The following is an 18915-nucleotide window of genomic DNA, read 5'->3' as shown; positions in this document are numbered from 1 at the left end:
GGGCTATCCGAACCTCACTCGAAGGAGCGGCCGTTGTCTCAGGAAGTCGCCCCCAGCGTGGCCGTGGCGGAGACGTCACCGGCCGGGAACGGGCCAGACAAGGCCCAGGCGGCGAAGGGCGCGAAGGCGGCCGAGCCCGCCAAGCGCGAGGCAGCAGCCGTGCTGCCCTTCCCGGGCACGAACGAGCAGTCCCCGGCCGAGGCCGACCGGGGCCCGGAGGAGCGCGCCACCGCACCTGAGGTGCGGGCCGCCCCCGGCACCAACCAGCTCGGCATGTTCGCCGGTGTGCCGTCCGGCCGCCGCGTGCGCGCCCGGCTGTCCCGCTTCAACGCGCCCTGGCAGTCCGCCAGCGTCAGCGAGGAGCTGGAGCCGCTCATCGCCGCCCACCGGGCCGCGCACCCCAAGGCCGACATCCGCGTCCTGCAGAAGGCGTACGAGACGGCCCGGCAGTGGCACGAGGGCCAGTTCCGCAAGTCCGGCGACCCGTACATCACGCACCCGCTGGCCGTCGCGAGCATCCTGGCCGACCTCGGCATGGACACCACCACCCTGGTGGCCGCGCTGCTGCACGACACCATCGAGGACACGCCCTACACCCTGGAGGCGGCCCGCGCCGACTTCGGCGACGAGGTGGCGCTGCTCGTCGACGGCGTGACCAAGCTCGACAAGGTGAAGCTGGGCGACTCGGCCAAGGCCGAGACGATCCGCAAGATGGTCGTGTCCACCGCCAAGGACCCGCGCGTGCTGGTCGTGAAGCTCGCCGACCGGCTGCACAACATGCGTACGCTCACCTTCCTGCCGGTGGCCAAGCGGGAGCAGAAGGCGCGCGAGACGCTGGAGATCCTGGCCCCGCTGGCGCACCGGCTCGGTATGAACACCGTGAAGTGGGAGCTGGAGGACCTGTCCTTCGCGACGCTGTTCCCCAAGCGCTTCAAGGAGATCCAGCGCCTGGTCAGCGACCACACCCCGCAGCGGGACAACCTGCTCAAGCAGGTCACCGACCGGGTGCAGGCCGACCTGCGCGGCTCGAAGATCAACGCGAAGGTCACCGGGCGGCCCAAGCACCTGTACTCGATCTACCAGAAGATGATCGTGCGCGGCCGCGACTTCAACGAGATCTACGACCTCGTCGGCGTGCGCATCCTGGTGGACACCGTGCGCGACTGCTACGCGGCGCTCGGCGTGATCCACGCGGCCTGGCAACCGGTCCCCGGCCGGTTCAAGGACTACATCGCCATGCCGAAGATGAACTTCTACCAGTCGCTGCACACGACCGTGATCGGCCCCAACGGCAAGCCGGTCGAGATGCAGATCCGCACCCACGCGATGCACGGCACCGCGGAGTACGGCATCGCCGCGCACTGGAAGTACAAGGAGGGCCCGAAGGCCAACTCCACGGTGGTCGGCCCGTCCAGCCACATCGACGGCATGACCTGGCTGCGCCAGCTGCTGGACTGGCAGCGCGAGACGTCCGACCCGGGCGAGTTCCTCGACGCGCTGCGCCACGACCTGTCCAGCCAGGAAGTGTTCGTCTTCACGCCGAAGGGCGAGGTCATCGCGCTGCCCAACGGCTCCACGCCGGTGGACTTCGCGTACGCGGTGCACACCGAGGTGGGCCACCGCTGCATCGGCGCGCGGGTCAACAGCAAGCTGGTGCCGCTGGAGTCGGTGCTGTCCAACGGCGACGTGATCGAGATCTTCACGTCGAAGTCGGAGAGCGCGGGTCCGACCCAGGACTGGCTGGGCTTCGTCAAATCCTCGCGGGCGCGCACGAAGATCCGGCAGTACTTCAACAAGGAGCGCCGCGACGAGGCCATCGACGCGGGCAAGGACTCCCTGGCCCGCGCCATGCGCCGGCAGGGCCTGCCGCTGCAGCGCCTGCTGACCGCGGGCGGCCTGCTGGCCATCGCCCGTGAGCTGCACCTGAGTGACATCACGTCGCTCTACGCGGCGGTCGGCGAGGGTCAGGTCTCGGCGCAGTCGGTGGTGCAGCGCCTGGTCGCCGGATATGGCGGCGAGGAGGGCGCGGTCGAGGACATCGCCGAGTCCACCATCCCGACCCGGCCCAGCCGCACCCGGGCGCCCGGCCACGATCCCGGTGTCGCGGTCAAGGGCGTGTCCAACGTCTGGATCAAGCTGGCCCGCTGCTGCACCCCGGTGCCCGGCGACCAGGTGTACGGCTTCATGACCCGCTCCGGCGGGATCAGCGTGCACCGCGAGGACTGCGTCAACACCGGCGACCTCAAGGCGCAGCCGGAGCGGCTGGTCGAGGTCACCTGGAAGCCGACCGCGGGCTCGATGTTCCTAGTCGCGATCCAGGTCGAGGCACTCGACCGGCACAAGCTGCTGGCCGACATCACCCGGGCGCTGTCCGAGGAGCGGGTGAACATCCTGTCCGCGACGGTCACCACGACCCGCGACCGGATCGCCGTCAGCCGCTTCAGCTTCGAAATGGCCGACCCGAAGCACCTGGGCCACCTCCTCAACGCCGTACGCGGCGTGGAAGGCGTCATGGACGCCTACCGCGTCACCTCCGGCGCCTGACCGCCCGACTTCCACCACAACTCTTGAAGACTCGCGCCCTCGTCATGTCGACGAGGGCGCGAGTCTTCAAGAGTCGTGCCCGCGGGCGGGCCGGGTGGCCGGGTGGTCAGGCGGGGGTGACGGTGAGGGAGGTGATGGTGACGGGGGAGCTTGGGGCCCCGTCGGTGGCGGCCTTGCCTGCGGGGTCGACCGCGCCGGCCTTGCCGATCGCCTGGACGACGTCGAGGCCCGCGGTGAGGGTGCCGAGCACGGTGTAGTCGGGCGTGAGCGGGCTGGGGCCGTACACGATGAAGAACTGGCTGCCGGTGGTGGCCGGATCCTGGGTCTTCGCCATGGCCAGGGTGCCGACCGGGTAGTTCTTGGCCGGGTCGGTGACGTTGGGCAGGTTTTCTTCGGCGTACCGGTAGGACGGACCGCCCATGCCCGTGGCGGTGGGGTCGCCGCACTGCAGCACCTCGATGCCCTCGGTCACCAGTCGGTGGCACCGGGTGTTGTCGAAGAACTTCCTGCCCGCCAGGTAGGTGATGCTGGCCGCCGCGCACGGCGCCTTGGCGGTCTCGACCTGCACCTTGATCACACCGTGGTCGGTGGTCATGGTGAGCTGCTGGACGCCGCTGGTCGGCACGGTCGTCGGCGGGGTGCCGACGTTCTTGATGTTCGGGTTCGACGCTTCGTCGGTCGGCAGCCAGCGGCACGCGCCGCCCGCGGGGGAGCCGGCGCTCGCGGCGGCGGCCGGCTCGTTCCCGGGCCCGGCGCCGGTGGCGGCCTCGTCGCGCAGCCGCTGCACCAGCACGACCGCGGCGACGACCGTGCAGATCAGCACCACGACGATGGCGGTGACCACGCCCGCAATCAGGCATCCGCTGGTGGCGCGGCGCTGACCTGCGGGAGCTTGGTGCGAACTGGCGTCGGGCGTCCAGGGGGGTGTGGCCACGGGTCTCCTGTCACAGGTGGAACCGCAGCGTAGCGCCTTCCGGCATCCCGTGCATCGGCCGGTGACCCCGAGGCGTCCACAACCGACGGACCCGGGGACGCGAAGAGGGGCGGGGCCGTCAGGCCCCGCCCCTCTTCGACTGGTGTCGTACCGGCGATCAGCTCTCGGCCGGCGTCATCTTCAGCGAGGTGATGGTGACCGGCGTCTTCGGCGCGATCCCGTCGGCCGCGATGCCGTCCTTGGCGACCTTCTCCACGACGTCCAGGCCCTTGGTGATGGTGCCGAGCACGGTGTAGTCCGGGCCGAGCTGGCTCTCGCCGTACACGATGAAGAACTGGCTGCCCGTGCTGTTGGGAGCCTGGGTCTTGGCCATCGCGAGGGTGCCCGGCGGGTACGCCTTGGTCGGCTCGGTGACGTTGGGCAGGTTCTCCTCGGCCATCTTGTAGGACGGGCCGCCGTTGCCGGTGCCGCTCGGGTCACCGCACTGCAGCACCTTGATGCCCTCGGTGACCAGGCGGTGGCACTTCGTGTTGTCGAAGAAGTTCTTGCTCGCCAGGTAGGTCATGCTGGCCGCGGTGCAGGGCGCCTTGGCAGTGTTGACCTTGGCCTCGATCACACCGTGGTTGGTGGTGATCGTCATGGTCTGGGTGCCCTTGGTGCTCACCTCGGTCGGCGGCGTGCCGACGTCCTTGAGGTTCGGGTTCGCCTTCGCGTCGTCGGGCGTCCAGGTGCACACGTTGCCCTGCGGCAGCGGGTTGGCGGCGGCCGGGTCCTCGTCGCCGCCGCTGACTGCCTTGGTCAGCCATACCGCGCCGCCGATGACGAGCAGCAGGGCCACCGCCGCGCCGATGATGGCGTTGCGCTGCTTGCGCTTGCGGGCCTCTTCCAGCCGCTCGCCCATCTGGCGCTCGAGCCGCGCGCGGGCTGCCGCGCGCTGGCGCTGGATCGTGGAACTCACGGGTCTGTCCTCCTGCTACTACTGATCAACTGGCGGTCGAGGCCGACGGCTTCGGGGTGGTGGCCGAACCGGACGGGGCCGGTGCGGCAGGGCTGGCCGGAGTGGACGGCGAAGCCGGGGCGGTGGTGTCGACCACCGTCAGCGTCTTGACGACGACGTCCTGCTTGGGCTTGGTCGCCTCGCCCGCCTCGTTGGCGGTGGTGCCGGCCTGCGCGATCTTCTTGATGACTTCGAGGCCCGAGGTGAGCTTGCCGACGATCGAGTACGCGGTCTCGGTGGTCGAGTCCTGGTAGAAGATCACGAACTGGCTGCCGTTGACGTTCGGCGTCATGGCGACCGTGCCGGCCGGGTAGCGGACCGCCGTGGCCGCGTTCGGGCTCGGGGTCGCCGCGGCCGACGCGCTCGTGCCGGTCGACGGCGCCGCGCTCGGGTCCTCGGCGGTGGCCGGCGGGTTCTCCATCCACCAGGAGTACGCCGCGCCGCCGTTGCCGGTGCCGGACGGGTCACCACAGGCCAGCGCGAAGTCACCCTCGCCGTGGGTCAGCTTGTGGCACTTGGTGTCGTTGTAGAACCCGCTGTCGGCGAGGTACTTCAGGCTGGCCGCGCCGCACGGGGCGGCGGTGCGGTCGAGTTCGGCCACGACGTTGCCGCTGCCGAAGGCGACCGTCATCGCGGACGTGCCCGAGGTCGGCATGCCGCTGGTCGCCGGCTTGCCCGCGTCCTTGAGGGACGGGTTGCCCGCTAGGTCCAGCGGGTTCCAGGCGCAGGTCTCGGCGACCGTCTCCGTCGGCTTCGCGTCGAAGGCGCCGAGGCTCCACGCCCCGAGCACGCCGACGAGCACGATCGCGAACAGTCCGCCGAACACCGCCTTGAGCTGGCGCGAGCGGCGCTCCTGATCGGCCCGGCGAGCCATCTGCCGGTCGACCTTGGCGCGGGCCAGCTTGCGCTGTCGGGTATTGCTGGAAGCCACCCGAGCTCCTCCTGTCACCATTTTGACCGCAGCGAAGCATGTCCGCTGTGTCACCTTTATCACGTTAGGGGGTTGGTGTCGCATCACGCGCCGCGCCGGCCTCCGCCGGGCGTGGGCCGCGCCACACGTCCGAGCGAGTGTACGGGTAAACGCTGAGAAACACGTATGCCCGTCCTGGTTCTGTGATGGATGATCGCCTTCCGGAGCCTTCGTGCCGTGCGCCGTCGATGCCCGCGCTGGCACTAGGCTGGGCGCTGAAGTCTGCGGAGAGGGGTTTTGTCGTGCTTGTGGTGGGCTTTCCGGCGCAGGCGTTCGGGACCAACTGTTATGTGGTCGCCAGCGCTCCCGGCGAGCAGTGCGTGGTGATCGACCCGGGCATCGGGGTCATGGACCACCTGGACGCGGTTCTCGCCGAGCACCGGCTGCGGCCGGCCGCCGTCGTGCTCACCCACGGGCATCTGGACCACACCTTCTCCGTCACGCCGGTGTGCGGCGCCCGGGGCATCACCGCCTGGATCCATTCGGCCGACCGTGAGCTGCTGGCCGATCCGGCCAAGGCGCTGTCGGTCGACCTGAGCGCCATGTTCGGCGGGCGGCTGCCCTACGCCGAGCCCGACGACGTCGCCGAGCTGACCGACGGAGCCGTGCTGAGCCTCGCCGGGCTGGAGATCACCGTGGACCATGCGCCGGGCCATACCGGCGGGTCGGTGATGTTCCGGATGCCCGGGCAGGAGGGCGAGCCGCTCTGCTTCACCGGCGACGTGCTCTTCCGCGACGGCATCGGCCGCACCGACCTGCCGGGCGGCAGCATGGCGCGCATGGCCGAGAGCCTGCGCGACAAGGTGCTGACCCTGGCCGACGAGACCGTGGTGCTCCCCGGCCACGGGCCGTCGACGACCATCGGCCGCGAGCGCGCGCGCAACCCGTTCCTGCGCGACCTGCTGACCGTCGGCGACGCGCCCCGCCGGGGCTTCTGATTCAGACTTTTCCCTTGGAGTGACGTTTTCATGAGCAAGCCCACGCCGCTGTCCGGCTTCCCGGAGTGGCTGCCCGCGCAGCGCATCATCGAGCAGCGCTTCCTCGACCACATCCGCCGCACCTTCGAGCTGTACGGCTTCGCGTCACTGGAGACGCGCGCCGTCGAACCGCTCGACCAGCTGCTGCGCAAGGGCGAGACCTCCAAGGAGGTGTACGTGCTGCGCCGCCTGCAGGCCGAAGGCGAGGACACCTCCGACGCGAGCCTCGGCCTGCACTTCGACCTGACCGTGCCATTCGCCCGCTTCGTGCTGGAGAACGCGGGCAAGCTGCACTTCCCGTTCCGCCGATACCAGATCCAGAAGGCTTGGCGGGGCGAGCGGCCGCAGGTGGGCCGCTACCGCGAGTTCGTGCAGGCCGACATCGACATCGTGGACCGGGACACGCTGCCCGCGCACTACGAGGCCGAGCTGCCGCTAGTGATCGGTGACGCGCTCGCCGGGCTGCCCATCCCCAAGCCGACCGTCCTGGTCAACAACCGCAAGGTGCTGCAGGGCTTCTACCAGGGACTGGACCTGGTGGACCCGGAGGCGGTGATGCGGGTGGTGGACAAGCTCGACAAGATCGGCCCGGCCGGGGTCACCGCGGAGCTGGCTCCGCTCGGGGTGACCGAGTCGCAGGCCAAGCTGGTGCTGGCGCTCGCGGAGATCTCGTCGGACGACACGTCGTTCGTCGACGACGTGCGCAAGCTCGGTATCAGTGACCCGCTGCTGGACGAGGGCCTGGCCGAGCTGGCCGCCGTGGTCGAGGCGGCCGGGGCGCACTCGCCGGGGCTGTGCCGGGCCGAGCTGAAGATCGCCCGCGGACTGGACTACTACACCGGCACGGTCTACGAGACGCAGCTGGCCGGGCTGGAGCGCTACGGCTCGGTCTGCTCCGGAGGGCGCTACGACAACCTGGCCAGCTCCGGCAACGACCGGTTCCCCGGCGTCGGTCTGTCCATCGGCGTCAGCCGCCTGCTGGGCGTGCTGTTCGGCGAGAACGCGCTGTCGGCCAGCCGATCGGTGCCGACCGCGGTGCTGGTCGCCGTGGGGGCGGAGGAGGACCGCCGGGCGTGCGACCGCATCGCGGCGCAGTTGCGGGCGCGGGGGATCGCGACCGAGGTGTCGCCGAGTGCGGCCAAGTTCGGCAAGCAGATCAAGTTCGCCGACCGCCGCGGGATTCCGTACGTGTGGTTCCCCGGGGCCGAGGACGCGGCGGACACCGTGAAGGACATCCGATCGGGCGAACAGGTCGAGGCGACGGCCGGAAACTGGACACCTCCGGCGGTGGATCTCATCCCGGTGGTGGAGGGGACTTTTAATTAGGAAACTTAAGTAATAGTGTGTGGTCCTCGACTCTGAAACGGGGGCCGTACGCGCATGACCACGACAGACCACCGCACGTCCCCGGCGCTGGGCACCGCCACAGCGCCGGGGCAGCGGCCCCACCTGCACGATCGTGGTCTGCTCCGGCTGGCCGACGCGGTGCTGCAACCCGGCTTCGTCGGCACCGTGCCGCCCGACTGGCTGCGCCGCCGCCTGAACGACGGGTTGGGCGGCGTCGTGCTGTTCGCCCGCAACATCGTCGACCTGGACCAGGTCGCGGCGCTGAACGCGGCGCTGGTGGCGGAGAACCCCGACGTGATCATCGCCGTCGACGAGGAGTCCGGCGACGTCACCCGCCTCGACGTGGAGCACGGCAGCCGCCGGCCCGGCAACCACGCCCTCGGCGCGGTGGACGACCCCGCGCTGACCGAGGCCGTCGCCGCCGACATCGGCGCGCAGCTGGCCGCGGCCGGGATCACCCTGGACTACGCGCCCGCCGCGGACGTGAACAACAACCCGGCCAACCCGGTCATCGGCGTACGCTCCTTCGGCGGCGACCCGGACCTGGTGGCCCGGCACACCGCGGCCTGGATCCGCGGCCTGCAGTCCACCGGCGTGGCCGCCTGCGCCAAGCACTTCCCCGGGCACGGTGACACCGGCGTCGACTCCCACCACGGGCTGCCGATCATCGAGGTCGACGCCGCCCGGCTCGGCCAGGTCGAGCTGCCGCCGTTCACCGCCGCGATCGACGCCGGGGTCCGCTCCATCATGACCGCGCACCTGCTGGTGCCCGCGCTGGACCCGGAGCGGCCGGCCACCATGAGCCGCTCCGTGCTCATCGACCTGCTGCGGGCGCAGCTCGGCTTCAAGGGCCTGGTGGTGACCGACGGCATCGAGATGGCCTCGGTGTCGCAGCGGTACGGGCTGGGCGGCGCGGCCGCGCTGGCCATCGCCGGCGGCGCGGACGCCATCTGCGTCGGCGGCGAGAGCGCCGACGAGGCCGTCGTCGAGCTGCTGCGCACCAGCATCGTCGACGCCGTGGTCAGCGGCGAGCTGCCGGAGAGCCGGCTGGCCGAGGCGGCCTCGCGGGTCGCCGTCTTCGCCGCCGAGAGCGCGGCCCAGCGCGGCGAGCGTGCCGCCGCCGCAGCCCGCTGGCTCGCCGCGGACCGTCCCGAGATCGGCCTGGCCGCGGCGCGCCGCGCGCTGCGCGTCACCGGCGCGGGCACGCTGCCGCTGGCCGGGCCCGCGCACGTGGTCGAGTTCGGCGTCGCCATGAACCTGGCCATCGAGGCGCGTACGCCGTGGGGCGTGGGCGCGCCGCTGAAGGAGCTGTGCCCCGAGACCACCGTGATCCGCCTGGACGAGCGGGCGACCATCGCCGACGTGCTCGCCGGAGCCGACGGGCGCATCCCGGTGCTGGTCTGCCGCGATCCGCACCGCCACCCCTGGCTGGCGCACCTGATCGACGCCGTCGTGGCGGCCCGCCCGGAGACGGTCGTGGTCGAGATGGGCGTCGCCGCGGGCGCACCCGTCGGCGCGGTACACCTGGCCACGCACGGCGCAGCCGCCGTCTGCGGCCAGGCCGCGGCCGAGGCCCTAGCCGGGTGAAGATCGCTGTTTCGTGTCGAGAGGTGTGGTCGGGCTGCACTTTCTGACACGAAACAGCGATCTCGGCATGGAGCGCGGGGCGCGGGAGCGGTAGCTGGGCGGGGTCAGGCTTGTTGGCCGCGGCGGAAGCGGACTGCGGCGGCGTGGGCGGGAGCCGCGGGGGCCAGCGGGGTCAGGGTGACGGTGACGCGGGCGCCGCCGAGGTCGCCGCGGTCGACGGCGATGCTGCCGCCCGCCTGGCGGGCCAGTTGGCAGACGATGTCGAGGCCGAGGCCGGTGGAGCCGCCGCCGCTGACGCCGCGCTGCAGGGCCGCGTCGGCGTCGGCGATGCCGGGGCCGCCGTCCTCGACCACCAGGGTGTCGGGGGTGACGGTCACGCGGAATCCGGTGCCGTGCGGCGTGTGCCGGAAGATGTTGCCGATCAGCGCGTCGACCGCACCGATCGCGTCGGTACGCGGCACCGGCAGCCAGACCGGCTCGTCCGCGCCGACGACCTGCCAGGGACGGCCGTGGTCCTCGGCGAGCACGGCCCAGAACGCCAGCCGGTCGGCCACCACGTCCACCAGGTCGGTCTCCTCTGCGGCGCGTTCGGCGGCGGTGCGGCGGGCACCCGCGATGATCGCGTCGATTTCGGCGTCGAGGGCCTCCACGGCCTGGCGCATCCGGTCGCTCTCCGGGCCCGGCGGCAGCGCGTCGGTGTCCAGGCGCAGCGCGGTCAGCGGGGTGCGCAGCCGGTGCGACAGGTCGGCGGCGCGCTCGCGTTCGGCGTCGATGACCGCGTTGAGCCGGTCCGCCATGGCGTTGAACGCCTCACCCACCTCGACCAGATCGGGCGGCCCGGCCGGGTCGACCCGCACGGTCAGGTCGCCGGAGCCGACCGCGCGCGAGGCGCGGGCCAGCTGCCTGGTCGCGCCCACCACCCGCCAGCCGAGCCGGTCGGCCAGCGCCACCGACACCGCGACCAGCAGCGCCGCCAGCGCGCCCATGGACCACCAGGCGGTGGCCACGCCCCGGGACAGGTCCGCCTCGGGGACGAACACCTCGACGACCGCGTTGCGGCCGCCGTCGAGCGCGGCCGGCTGCAGGTACACCAGACCGTCCTCGACCGGCGCGGTCAGCGAGCCGCCGCGGTCGGCGGCCAGCTTGATGTCGGCCATCTCGGCCCGGCTCGCGCCCAGCGATACTCCGGTGGACAGGTGCACGGCCAGGCGCTGGCGCGGGCCGTCGGCGGTGGCCGCCATGGCCCGGCTCAGCACCGCCGGGTCGCTCGACACGGCCAGCGCCGTGACCACCGCGGCAGCCTGCTGACGGGCGTCGAGCAGCGCGCGGTCCTCTGCGATCTGCTTGGTGACCAGCGCGAGCGGCACGAGGAAGGCCAGCGCCACCATCGACGTGACGGCGAGCGCGCCGCGGGCCAGGGTGGCCCTCATGAGGGCGGCACCAGCATCACGCCGACGCCGCGGATGGTACGCAGCATGCGCGGCTGCGCCGCGGTCTCGCCGAGCTTGCGCCGCAGCCAGGACAGGTGCACGTCCAGGGTCTGGTCGGCCCCGACGAAGGGCTGCTGCCACACCTCCGTGAACAGTTCGCGGCGGGTCACCACCCGGCCCACCCGGGCCGCGAGGTAGGCCAGCACGTCGTACTCCTTGCGGGTCAGGGTCAGCGGGGTGCCGTCCAGGGTGACCACGCGGGTGCTCTCGTCCATGCGCAGCGGCCCGATCTCGACCACGGTGTCGGAGGACTCGGTCCGCGGCTGGGTCCGGCGCAGCACCGCGGCCACCCGGGCGGTCACGTGCGCGGCGGAGAACGGTTTGGTCATGTAGTCGTCGGCGCCGGAGTTGAGCAGCCGGATCGCGTCGTGCTCGCCGCGGCGGGCGGTGGCGACGATCACCGGCACGTCACTGACGGCTCGCATCATGCGCAGGGCGTCGGCTCCGTCCAGATCGGGCAGTCCGAGGTCGAGGATGACCAGGTCGGGTCGCTCGCTGCGTTCGCTGGTCAGCGATTTGAGACCTTGCAACGCGGTGCCGACCGTCTGCACGGCGTAGCCGGCGACGGTCAGGGCGTTGCCGAGCGCGTCGCGAATGGCGGGGTCGTCCTCCACGACGAGTACGAGGGGCATGGCTCGCACCGTATCGGAAGCTGTTAGATAGCGGGATGGGTTCGGGGTGGCCGTTTGCGGCGAGGTCGGCGGGGTACGTCGGCGGCTGGGCCGCGGTGACCGCCACGTCGGCGGCCGTGGTCTGGGTGGGACTGGGCCCGGTGCTGGCCACAGCCGTGCCCGAGCCGGTGCCGTTGCGCCTGGAGGCGCTGCCGCCGCAACCGCCCGCGCCGCTGGCCACGCCGTCGCGTCCGGTCCCGACCGTCACCCTCGTGCCGCTGCCGTCGCCGTCCGTGGCGCCCCCGGCGACGTTGTCGTCACCTGCCCCGCCGCGCACGTCGCCGTCGCCGGCGGGCAAGCCGGCGCAGCCCCAGCCGTCACCGGCCATGACGGTCGACGGCTGGCAGGTGTTCACCGAGTCCGACGGCTCCCGCTCCTACCTGCGCAGCTTCCCGACCGCGGGCGGCACCGCGGTGATCCGGATGGCCCACGAGCGGGTCTACCTGGTCTCGGCCACGCCGCGCGGCGACTACCAGGTGGCCACCTCGCAGCCGGATCCGGAGCGGGTGGTGGTGCAGTTCCACCGCGCCTCCGACCAGATCGTCGTCGACGCGATCTGGTGGGAGGGCCGGCCCTACTCGGAGGTGTCCACCGTCGGCTGACGGGCAGGGCGCGCGGCGACCCCGGCGGCGTGCCGCGTGAGAGACGGCGCGCCGCGACGGGGAGCGCAGCCCGGACATCACGTGAACGAGCCTCGGATATCCGGGGCGGGGGACAAAGCTCGCTCAGCCGTTCTTGGGCCGTGTTTGAGGCGGATTTCAGGTAGGCCGCGCTCGCGGCAGGGCGAACCCGGGCACATGCGAGAATGACCTCTGGCGCCGCACCGCGTTCCGCGGCGTGTTTCCGCAGTCCGAGGAGAGCATCGTGATCCGTACCCACACCGCTGGCAGTCTGCGTGCCGAGCACGCCGGCCAGAGCGTCACCCTCGCCGGCTGGGTGGCCCGGCGACGTGATCACGGCGGAGTGACCTTCATCGACCTGCGCGACGCCTCCGGCATCGTGCAGATCGTTTTCCGCGACGAGGCCCAGGCCCACGCGCTGCGCAACGAGTACTGCGTCAAGGTCACCGGCACCGTGGGCACGCGTCCCGAGGGCAACGAGAACCCCGAGCTGCCGACCGGCGCGATCGAGGTCACCGTCACCGACCTGACCGTGCTGTCGGAGGCCGCGCCGCTGCCGTTCCCGATCGACGAGCACGTCACCGTCGGCGAGGAGGCCCGCCTGCGCCACCGCTACCTGGACCTGCGCCGGGCCAACCAGGCCAAGGCGATCCGGCTGCGCTCGCGGGCCAACGCCATCGCCCGCGAGGTGCTGGGCGCGCGCGACTTCCTCGAGATCGAGACCCCGACGCTGACCCGCTCCACGCCCGAGGGCGCCCGCGACTTCCTGGTGCCGGTCCGGCTGCAGCCGGGCGCGTGGTACGCGCTGCCGCAGTCCCCGCAGCTGTTCAAGCAGCTGCTGATGGTGGCCGGCATGGAGCGCTACTACCAGATCGCGCGCTGCTACCGCGACGAGGACTTCCGGGCCGACCGGCAGCCCGAGTTCACCCAGCTCGACATCGAGATGTCGTTCGTCACCCAGGACGACGTCATCGAGCTCGGCGAGGAGATCGTCGGCTCGCTGTGGCGCGAGCTGGCGAACCACGAGATCCCGACGCCGATCCCGCGCATCACGTACCACGACGCGATGAACCGCTACGGCTCCGACAAGCCCGACCTGCGCTACGCGGTCGAGCTGACCGAGCTGACCCGCTACTTCGAGGGCACCGAGTTCCGGGTGTTCCAGGCCGAGTACGTCGGCGCGGTGGTCATGCCCGGCGGCGCGTCGCAGACCCGCAAGGAGCTCGACGGCTGGCAGGACTGGGCCAAGGCGCGCGGCGCCCGCGGCCTCGCCTACGTGGTGCTCGACGCGGAGACCGGCGAGGCCCGCGGCCCCGTCGCCAAGAACCTGTCCGAGGCGCACCTGGCCGGGCTGGCCGACGCGGTCGGCGCGAAGCCCGGCGACGCGGTGTTCTTCGCCGCCGGCACCCGCCGCCACGCGCAGGACCTGCTCGGCGCGGCCCGTATCGAGATCGCCAAGCGGGCGAACCTGATCGACGAGTCGGCGTGGGCGTTCTGCTGGGTCGTCGACGCGCCGATGTTCGAGCCGGTCGACATCCCCGGCGAGGGCGTCGTCGAGGGCGCGTGGACCGCGGTGCACCACCCGTTCACCTCGCCGAACGAGGACTGGATCGACAACTTCGAGTCCGCGCCCGACAAGGCCCTGGCGTACGCGTACGACATCGTCTGCAACGGCAACGAGATCGGCGGCGGCTCGATCCGTATCCACCGCGGCGACGTGCAGAAGCGGGTGTTCACCCTGCTCGGCATCACCGACGAGGAGGCCAAGGACAAGTTCGGCTTCCTGCTCGACGCGTTCGCGTACGGCCCCCCGCCGCACGGCGGCATCGCGCTGGGCTGGGACCGCGTCTGCATGCTGCTGGCCGGCGTGGACTCGATCCGCGACGTCATCGCCTTCCCGAAGTCGGGCGGCGGCTTCGACCCGCTGACCGGCGCGCCCACCCCGATCACGGCCCAGCAGCGCCTGGAGGCCGGCGTGGACGCCAAGCCGAAGGCCCCGGGCGAGGACGCCGCCAAGGCCAAGGCCGCCGCGAAGTAATGCGGATCCTGGTCACCGGAGGTTCGGGATACACCGGTGGCCGCCTGCTCCACCTCGCCCGCGCGGCGGGGCACGACGTGACCGGCACCAGCCACTCCACTCGCGTGGAAGGGCTGGTGCCGCTCGATGTCCGGGACCGGGCGGCCGTCGGCCTGCTCCTCGACGAGCTGCGGCCCGACGCCGTGGTGCACACCAGTTACGTCCAGTCGGACTGGGCGGTCACCGCGCTGGGCGCGGCCTGGGTGGCGGCGGCCGCGGCGCGTACCGGCGCCCGGCTGGTGCACGTGTCCTCCGACGCGATCTTCAAGGGCCGCCCGGCGCCCTACACCGAGGCCGACCTGCCGGAGCCGGTGTACCCGTACGGCGCGGCCAAGGCGGCGGCGGAGACCGCGGTGCTCGCGACGCATCCGGACGCGGCCATCGCCCGCACGTCGCTGATCATCGGGGACGACGACTCGAAGCAGCACCAGCTGGCGCTCGACATGGCGGCCGGGCGGGTGGGCGGTGTGCTGTTCACCGACCACATCCGGCACCCGATCGCGGTCGACGACCTGGCCGCGGCCCTGCTGGAGCTCGCCGAGGGCGACTTCCGCGGCATCCTCAACGTGGCGGGTCCCGAGCCGATCAGCCGCCACGAGCTGGGCGTACGCGTCGCCGCCAAGCACGGCATCCCCGCCGACCGCGTCCCCGGCGGCTCCGCCCTCGAACGCGGCTTCATCTCCCCCGCCGAGGTCCGCCTCGACACCACCCTCGCCCGCTCAGTCCTCCACACCCGCCTCCGCGGCGTCACCGAACTCCTCCCCTGACCGCCCCGCCCCCTTGCCGCCGGGTGGACCCGTGCGCAGTTTCGGGGAAACTGCAGCAAACGCGTCAGTGATTCCTGCAGTTTCCCCGAAACTGCAGGACGGTCGTGGCGGTGCCCGGGGCGGGCGGGCCCGTGGACGGGGGCCGGGCGGGGGATCGTGCCGGTGGGGGAGCGCGGGTAGGGTGCGCTGGTGTCGATCTCCCTCGGTGACATCCTCGGCGCGCAGGCGCAGCCCCCGTTCGGCGTCGTGGCCGGGGCGGGGCTGATCGCGCTGGCGCTGGTCGGCGTGAACACGACCTGGCGCGTGGTGCGCAACGCCATCACCATCGCGCACGAGGGCGGGCACGCGGCGGCCGCGGTGCTCACCGGGCGGCGCCTGCGCGGCATCCGGCTGCACTCGGACACCTCCGGGCTGACCATCATGAAAGGCAAGCCGACCGGCATCGGCATGGCCGTCACCCTGCTCGCCGGATACGCGACCCCGTCGCTGCTCGGTATCGGGGGCGCGGCCCTGCTCGACCGCGGGCACATCCGGCTGCTGCTGTGGCTGACGATCCTGCTGCTGGTCCCGATTCTTATCATGATCCGCAACTTCTACGGCCTGCTGCTCATCCTGGCCACCGGCGCGGCAGTGTTCGCCGTCTCCTGGTACGCCACCGGGCCGTGGCAGGCGCTGTTCGCGTACACGGGGGTGTGGTTCCTGCTCATCGGCGGGGTGCGCCCGGTGGTGGAGGTGCAGCTGCACCGGCGCCGGGGCAGCGGCATGCGCTCCGACCCCGACCAGCTCGCCGGGATCACCCGGCTGCCCGGCGGCTTCTGGGTGTTCGTGTTCCTGCTCTGGACCGTCGGCTCCGTGCTCGCCGGGGCCTACCTGCTCGACCTGCTGCCGGAGACCGCCCTGCCCTGGTGATCCTCCGCCGGGCGCCGCCACCCGCCTTTCTGTAGACGCTGGCCTATCTCATCGAATATGATCTCCGAATTTTCGATGAGATAGGCCAGCGTCTATAAAAAAAGGGGGGTGGGTCAGGCCAGGCGCAGGGAGGTGCGGGCGATCGACTCGGCGTAGCCGAGACGGTGGTAGAGGGCCAGGGCACGGGTGTTGTCGGACATCACACCGAGCGAGCTGACCCCGAACTCGGCGACCAGGCGGCGGGTCAGGGCGGTGGTGAGGGCGGCTCCGTGGCCGCGGCCCTGCGCGTCGGCGGCGACGGCGATGCCGGCCAGGAAACCGACGCCGTTCGGGCTGCGGTCGCCCGCGACGGCCACCACCCGGCCGCCGTCGCGAATGCCGTACCACTGCCGGATGCGCGGGTCACCGGGGCGGCTGGTGCTGCCGGGCAGCGCGTCGTCGAGCACCGCGGCGATGCCGTCGTGGTCGGCGGCGTCCAGCGCGACCACGCCGGCCTCACCCGGGTGCGGCGCGGGCGTGCCGGTGGTCCACAGGTAGTCCCAGTCGTCGTGTACGTCGGCGGGCAGCGCCGCGGCCGTCTCGGCGTGGGTGACCCGGGGCAGGTGCAGCCAGCTCCCGGCGGTCAGCGCGCCGTCGGCGGCGAGCCGGGCGAACAGCGCGACGACCGGGGCCGCATCGCCGAGCGAGGCCGCGATCGGGCCCCACGGGCCGAGCGAGGTCCAGGCCAGCGCGCCGTCCAGGGCATACCCCCGTACGTCGTCACCGCCTGCGGTGAGGCGCGCGTAGGGATGGTGGTCCACCTTCGCGAGCAGGTCGTCACGTCCGATGAAGTCAGGGGTGATCGCCACGGTGTCACCTTACCGGTCGGGTTGTCGAAGATCGGCCGAGGCGGCCTGTCGCGGTGCCGGGTATCGTCTGCGTGATGCAGACCGACGGCCTCTTCCCCCTGGAGCCCTCGACGGCTGATCGCAGGATCAGCTCGCCGGGGTTCGAGGCGCCGTCGGCGGACGCCCCGCTGGCCGTCCGGCTGCGCCCGGCCGGCATCGACGAGCTCGTCGGCCAGGACCACCTGCTGGCCCCGGGGGCGCCGCTGCGTCGCCTGGTCGCGGGCGGTGCGCCGATGTCGGTGATCCTCTGGGGGCCGCCCGGCTGCGGCAAGACCACGATCGCCCACCTCGTCGCCGACGCCGACGACCGGCACTTCGTCGCGATGTCCGCGCTCACCGCCGGGGTCAAGGAGGTGCGCGAGGTCATCGACACCGCGCGCCGCCGCCGCCGCGCGGGCGGCCCGCCCACCGTGCTGTTCATCGACGAGGTGCACCGGTTCACCAAGACTCAGCAGGATTCGCTGCTGGCCGCGGTCGAGGACCGCACGGTGACGCTGCTCGCCGCGACCACGGAGAACCCGTACTTCTCGATCATCTCGCCACTGCTGTCGCGCTGCGTGCTGCTGACCCTCAAGCCGCTGGACGACGACGCGGTCCGGGGCCTGGTGCGCCGCGCGCTGGCCGACCCGCGCGGCCTGGGCGGCACGGTCACCATCGCTCCCGAGGCCGAGGACCACCTGGTCCGGCTGGCCGGCGGCGACGTGCGCAAGGCGCTCACCGCGCTGGAGGCCGCGGCCGGCTCCGCGCTCGCGATCCACGACGGCGACGGCGTGCCCGAGATCGACGTGGCCACCGCGGAGCGCGCGGTCGACGTGGCCGCGCTGCGCTACGACCGCGCGGGCGACGCCCACTACGACGTGATCAGCGCGTTCATCAAGAGCATGCGCGGTTCGGACGTGGACGCGGCGCTGCACTACCTGGCGCGGATGCTGACCGCCGGGGAGGACCCGCGTTTCATCGCCCGCCGCCTGATCATCTTCGCGAGCGAGGACGTCGGCCTGGCCGATCCGACGGCGCTGACCGCGGCGGTGAACGCCTCGTACGCCGTGCAGCACGTCGGCCTGCCCGAGGCACAGCTGAACCTGGCACAGGCGGTCGCGCACCTGGCCACCGCGCCCAAGTCCAACGCGGTCACCACGGCCATCTCCGCGGCGATCGCCGACGTGCGGGCCGGCAAGGCCGGTGCGGTGCCCTCGCACCTGCGTGACGCGCACTACGCGGGCTCGAAGGGCCTGGGCCACGGCATCGGCTACCGCTACCCGCACGACGACGCCCGAGGTGTGGTGGGTCAGCAGTACCCACCCGACGATCTCGTGGGAGTGGACTACTACCGTCCCACCGGACACGGTGGCGAACGGCACATCGCCGAACGCCTGCCGAGGTTGCGCGCCGTGGTCCGCGGGACTGGCAGCACCGGACGCAGCGAGGAGAAGCCGTGAGCGAACGCAGTGAGCGAACCATGGGGCTCAGTGCGGTTCAGCGGGCCGACGAGCGAAGCGAGGAGAACTCGGTGAGTGAGCGTTGCGAGGGAGCCCCGGGGCTCAGGGCAGCTCATCGCGCCGACGAGCGCAGCGAGGAGAACCGATGAGCAGGGCCGATGCGACCGACGGACGGGGCCGGAAGAAGGGCCGCGGCGGCGAGGCCGAGGAGGTCCCGCAGGAGGAGACCGGCTGGCTCGACGACCTGCGCGGCGCCAAGCAGGCCAAGGACCAGTTCGACGACAGTGACTTCACCGACGGCGGCAGCAGCCGTTGGGACAAGCTGAGCGCGTTGAGCGACGACGCCCCGGCGGGCCGTGCCCCCGGCGCTCCGGCCGACGCCGCTCGCCGCCCGCGCGGCGGCGACGCTCCGGCTGCCCGCCGCCGTGACGAGGACACCGCGGGTGGTGCCCGCCGTGCCGGTGAGGACACCGCCGGCGGTGCCCGCCGTGCCGGTGAGGACACCCAGGGCGGTCGCAGGCGCACCCCGGAGGAGCCGCCCGCGGGCCGCCGCCGGGCCGACGACGAGCCGGCCGGATCGTGGCCGCGCTGGCCGAGCCGTTCACCATCGACGACCGGCTGGTCTCCGGCATCGCCAGCATCGGCATCGCCACCAGCGCCGACGCCCGCAGCGCCCCGGAGCTGCTGCGGCAGGCCGAC

At 72.3% G+C, this 18915-nt stretch carries 15 protein-coding genes and 1 pseudogene; 10 read left to right on the top strand and 6 right to left on the bottom strand.

Translation table 11 applies throughout. The annotated features are described in order from the left end of the window. Positions 1-273: 273 nt before the first annotated feature. On the top strand, positions 274-2544 hold the full coding sequence (locus FLL47_RS30775) for a RelA/SpoT family protein (protein ID WP_230686645.1): 2271 nt from the start codon (positions 274-276) through the stop codon (positions 2542-2544). Between the two features lie 106 nt (positions 2545-2650). Here FLL47_RS30775 and FLL47_RS44320 read toward each other — a convergent pair whose 3' ends face one another. The 3 genes from FLL47_RS44320 to FLL47_RS30760 all read right to left on the bottom strand — a co-directional run bounded on the left by FLL47_RS44320 (position 2651) and on the right by FLL47_RS30760 (position 5406). Continuing rightward, positions 2651-3478 (bottom strand): peptidylprolyl isomerase, encoded by an 828-nt coding sequence (locus tag FLL47_RS44320; protein ID WP_246158884.1) that lies wholly within the window; start codon positions 3476-3478, stop codon positions 2651-2653. Between the two features lie 157 nt (positions 3479-3635). Next, complete coding sequence (locus tag FLL47_RS30765; RefSeq protein ID WP_144125455.1) at positions 3636-4436, bottom strand: peptidylprolyl isomerase; 801 nt, start codon at positions 4434-4436, stop codon at positions 3636-3638. A gap of 25 nt (positions 4437-4461) precedes the next feature. Further along, the gene (locus tag FLL47_RS30760) at positions 4462-5406 is read right to left on the bottom strand and encodes a peptidylprolyl isomerase (protein ID WP_144125452.1); all 945 of its coding nucleotides are present in this window, start codon (positions 5404-5406) and stop codon (positions 4462-4464) included. A 281-nt stretch (positions 5407-5687) separates the two neighbouring features. On the opposite strand from FLL47_RS30760, the gene FLL47_RS30755 reads away from it, so the two are divergent. The 3 genes from FLL47_RS30755 to FLL47_RS30745 are packed head-to-tail and all read left to right on the top strand — an operon-like array spanning position 5688 to position 9356. Continuing rightward, a complete protein-coding gene (locus tag FLL47_RS30755; RefSeq protein ID WP_144125449.1) occupies positions 5688-6383 on the top strand; it encodes an MBL fold metallo-hydrolase in 696 nt (231 codons plus the stop codon). Between the two features lie 30 nt (positions 6384-6413). Next, complete coding sequence (gene hisS / locus FLL47_RS30750; RefSeq protein ID WP_144125446.1) at positions 6414-7748, top strand: histidine--tRNA ligase; 1335 nt, start codon at positions 6414-6416, stop codon at positions 7746-7748. A 54-nt stretch (positions 7749-7802) separates the two neighbouring features. Beyond that, complete coding sequence (locus tag FLL47_RS30745; RefSeq protein WP_144125443.1) at positions 7803-9356, top strand: glycoside hydrolase family 3 protein; 1554 nt, start codon at positions 7803-7805, stop codon at positions 9354-9356. Between the two features lie 104 nt (positions 9357-9460). Here the strand turns inward: FLL47_RS30745 and FLL47_RS30740 are convergent, their stop codons facing one another. Further along, positions 9461-10786: a sensor histidine kinase gene (locus tag FLL47_RS30740; RefSeq protein ID WP_144125439.1), complete on the bottom strand. Its 1326-nt coding sequence runs from the start codon at positions 10784-10786 to the stop codon at positions 9461-9463. Next, positions 10783-11478, bottom strand: coding sequence for a response regulator transcription factor (locus FLL47_RS30735; RefSeq protein WP_144125436.1), 696 nt, complete (start codon positions 11476-11478; stop codon positions 10783-10785). Before FLL47_RS30735 ends, FLL47_RS30740 begins: the two co-directional genes overlap by 4 nt. A 35-nt stretch (positions 11479-11513) precedes the next feature. Between FLL47_RS30735 and FLL47_RS30730 the strand changes: the two genes are divergently transcribed. From FLL47_RS30730 to FLL47_RS30715, 4 genes are all read left to right on the top strand, one after another. Beyond that, on the top strand, positions 11514-12119 hold the full coding sequence (locus FLL47_RS30730; RefSeq protein WP_144125433.1) for a hypothetical protein: 606 nt from the start codon (positions 11514-11516) through the stop codon (positions 12117-12119). Between the two features lie 262 nt (positions 12120-12381). Then, positions 12382-14175 carry an aspartate--tRNA ligase gene (gene aspS, locus FLL47_RS30725; protein ID WP_144125431.1) on the top strand — a complete coding sequence of 598 codons (1794 nt, stop codon included), beginning with the start codon at positions 12382-12384 and terminating at the stop codon, positions 14173-14175. Continuing rightward, positions 14175-14981, top strand: a complete 807-nt coding sequence (locus FLL47_RS30720) for a sugar nucleotide-binding protein (protein WP_144125428.1) — start codon at positions 14175-14177, stop codon at positions 14979-14981. Before aspS ends, FLL47_RS30720 begins: the two co-directional genes overlap by 1 nt. 186 nt (positions 14982-15167) lie before the next feature. Continuing rightward, entirely contained in the window at positions 15168-15890 is a 723-nt protein-coding gene (locus FLL47_RS30715; RefSeq protein ID WP_144125425.1) for a M50 family metallopeptidase, read from the top strand. Positions 15891-16003: 113 nt separating this feature from the next. On the opposite strand, the gene FLL47_RS30710 is transcribed toward FLL47_RS30715, so the two are convergent. Next, entirely contained in the window at positions 16004-16738 is a 735-nt protein-coding gene (locus tag FLL47_RS30710) for a GNAT family N-acetyltransferase (RefSeq protein ID WP_144125422.1), read from the bottom strand. 74 nt (positions 16739-16812) lie between these two features. Here FLL47_RS30710 and FLL47_RS30705 point away from each other — a divergent pair, with 74 nt between their 5' ends. Then, the gene (locus FLL47_RS30705; RefSeq protein WP_144125419.1) at positions 16813-18216 is read left to right on the top strand and encodes a replication-associated recombination protein A; all 1404 of its coding nucleotides are present in this window, start codon (positions 16813-16815) and stop codon (positions 18214-18216) included. Positions 18217-18361: 145 nt separating this feature from the next. Beyond that, positions 18362-18915: pseudogene (locus FLL47_RS30700) on the top strand (hypothetical protein); the annotation flags it as partial.

The sequence above is a fragment of the Catellatospora sichuanensis genome (assembly GCF_007483665.1).
Lineage (GTDB): Bacteria > Actinomycetota > Actinomycetes > Mycobacteriales > Micromonosporaceae > Catellatospora > Catellatospora sichuanensis.
The sequence above is the reverse complement of the archived record's forward strand: the minus strand, read 5'-3'. Positions and strand labels throughout refer to the sequence as shown.